This window comes from Flavobacterium sp., from assembly GCF_024305175.1.
Taxonomy (GTDB): domain Bacteria; phylum Bacteroidota; class Bacteroidia; order Flavobacteriales; family Flavobacteriaceae; genus Flavobacterium.
On sequence record NZ_JAMWYY010000109.1, the window covers coordinates 1 to 2,417 of the forward strand.

At 41.9% G+C, this 2,417-nt stretch carries 1 pseudogene; it reads left to right on the top strand.

The annotated features are described in order from the left end of the window. Positions 1 to 68 precede the first annotated feature (68 nt). Positions 69 to 2,417, top strand: a pseudogene (locus Q0K96_RS15020) (hypothetical protein); the annotation flags it as partial.

Below are 2,417 nucleotides of genomic sequence, written 5' to 3' on the forward strand. Positions count from 1 at the left end.
CAGGGCATAAATGTTTTATTTATGTCAATTTTATGTAAATTTCGCGTTTTAAAAAAATACCTTTTCAAATGAAGAAAAATTATTTATTACTGCTGCTGTTAAGCTTATTAGGACTTACCACCTTTGCCCAGGCTCCCGGTTGTCCTGATGTAACTGCAGGCGCAGTGCCCGCAATTTGCCAGCCTCCGCAGCCTGGTGAAGAATGTCGTACGCTTACTGCCGACTATTTTGAGACAGGTGCTACTACGTCTTATTCGGTTTCATCCGTTCCATATTCACCACCCTATCCTTTTATTGGTGGTACGCAAATATCAGTTGATACGGATGACGTATGGTCTTCGGCGGTCAACCTGCCGTTCAGCTTTTGTTTTTATGGTAATAACTACACAAGTGCCTTTATCGGCTCTAACGGTGTTATTACTTTTAATACGCAAACAGCAGGAGGCTTTTGTAACTACGCGTTTAGCCAGGCTATACCAAATACAGGTTTTCCTATCAGAAATGCTATTTATGGCGTGTATCAGGATATAGACCCAAGTGTTGACAATAACTTTGCGAATCCTAATATTAACTATCAGGTTTTAGGTGCATATCCATGCCGTACATTGGTTGTTAACTTCTCTGAAGTTGCACAGTTTGGTGGCGCTTGCGCTAATAACGCTAATATTGGTGCTCAAACATCTCAGATAGTTTTATACGAAACTACTAATGTTATCGAGGTTTATGTTGAGAGAAGGGTACCTTGTACTTCATGGCAAAATGGTGTAGGTTTAATAGGTATACAAAACTCTGCCGGTACTCAGGCTTCAGTTCCTCCGGGACGTAATACCGGTTCATGGACAGCTATCCAGGAAGCATGGAGGTTTACCCCAACAGGTCCTTCAATAGTAGATTTTGCATGGTTAGATGGTACTACAGAGATAGCATCAGGAACTTCTGTAACTGTATGCCCTGAAGAAACTACAACTTATACTGCTGTTGCAACCTACAACAGGTGTGACGGAACAACTGTTATAAAGACAGCTAACGTTACAGTAGAAGTGGCTGACCCTCTTGACTTGGGTGAGCCGGAAGACTTTTTCATCTGCGAAAGCGGCCCTGGCCCTTTTACTTTTGATTTAACTGAAAATTCAGAAACCATATTAAATGGGCTCGACCCTTTTGTAAACGTTATAACTTTCCATAATTCCGAACTTGATGCCACAGAAGGCTTTAGCCCGATATCTGACGCTGACGCCGCGAACTATGTAACTGACGGTGAACTTGAAACTATCTGGGTCCGTGTGGAGAATTATTTTACATCATGTATAGCAACAACATCATTTACAATAGAGGCCAGTACTGCCCCGGAGGCAGGTACACCGGCAAATATTCAGGTTTGCGATCCTGAAAATGACGGAGTTGAAACTTTTGACCTGACAGCTCTTGATGGCGATGTACTGCAAGGGCAGGATCCGAATCAATTTGTGGTAACCTACCATACATCTCAGGCAGATGCAGAAAATAATGTAAATGCTATAACTACACCCGAAGCCTATACAACAGGCAGTGCCACTATATATGTAAGGTTAACTAATACAACAGATGAAGACTGCTATTCTACATCATCATTTCTTATTATTGTTACCCCTACACCTGTTGTAGATGAGCTTGAAGATGTGTTTGCGTGTGATGATACAGGATATGTACTTCCTGAGCTTACTGTTGGTGGTTATTTTAGCCAGCCAAATGGTGTAGGCCCAATAGCGGAAGGTACAACAGTAATAGCTACTCAAACAATATATATTTATGCAGAATCGGGAACTATGCCTAATAACTGTACTGATGAGAGCAGCTTTGTTGTTACAGTATATGAAAAACCCGAAGTAGATACCCCTGCAGATGTTGATGCGTGTGAAAGTTATGTACTTCCCGCACTTACAGAGGGCAACTATTATACAGGTCCCGGCGGAACAGGCTCACAGCTAAATGCTGGTGATGAAATTACCGTTACCCGGGATATCTATATTTATGCTAATTCAGGTATTGAAGTTGAATGTTCAGATGAGCATGTCTTTAATGTAGAAGTTTTTTATCCGCCTGTTCTTGTACCGGCTACAACAATAGAGGTTTGTGATGATAACTTTGATGACTTTGGTATATTTAACCTTCTTCCTGCCGGGCAGGAAGTTATAAATGGTCAGTCAGGCCTTACGGTAACTTTCCACGAAACTATTGAAGGAGCAGAGTTTGGCTCTAACGCTATCAATAATCCTGGAAGCTATTCAGCAATTACCGGTGAAATTTACATAAGGGTAGTACAGGAAGGCAGCACAATCAACTGTCCATCAATAGAGCCTTTACAACTTATTGTAAACCCAAGGCCCGCTATCCCTACCCCATCGAACTATCCTTTATGCGATGACAACAACCCAGGC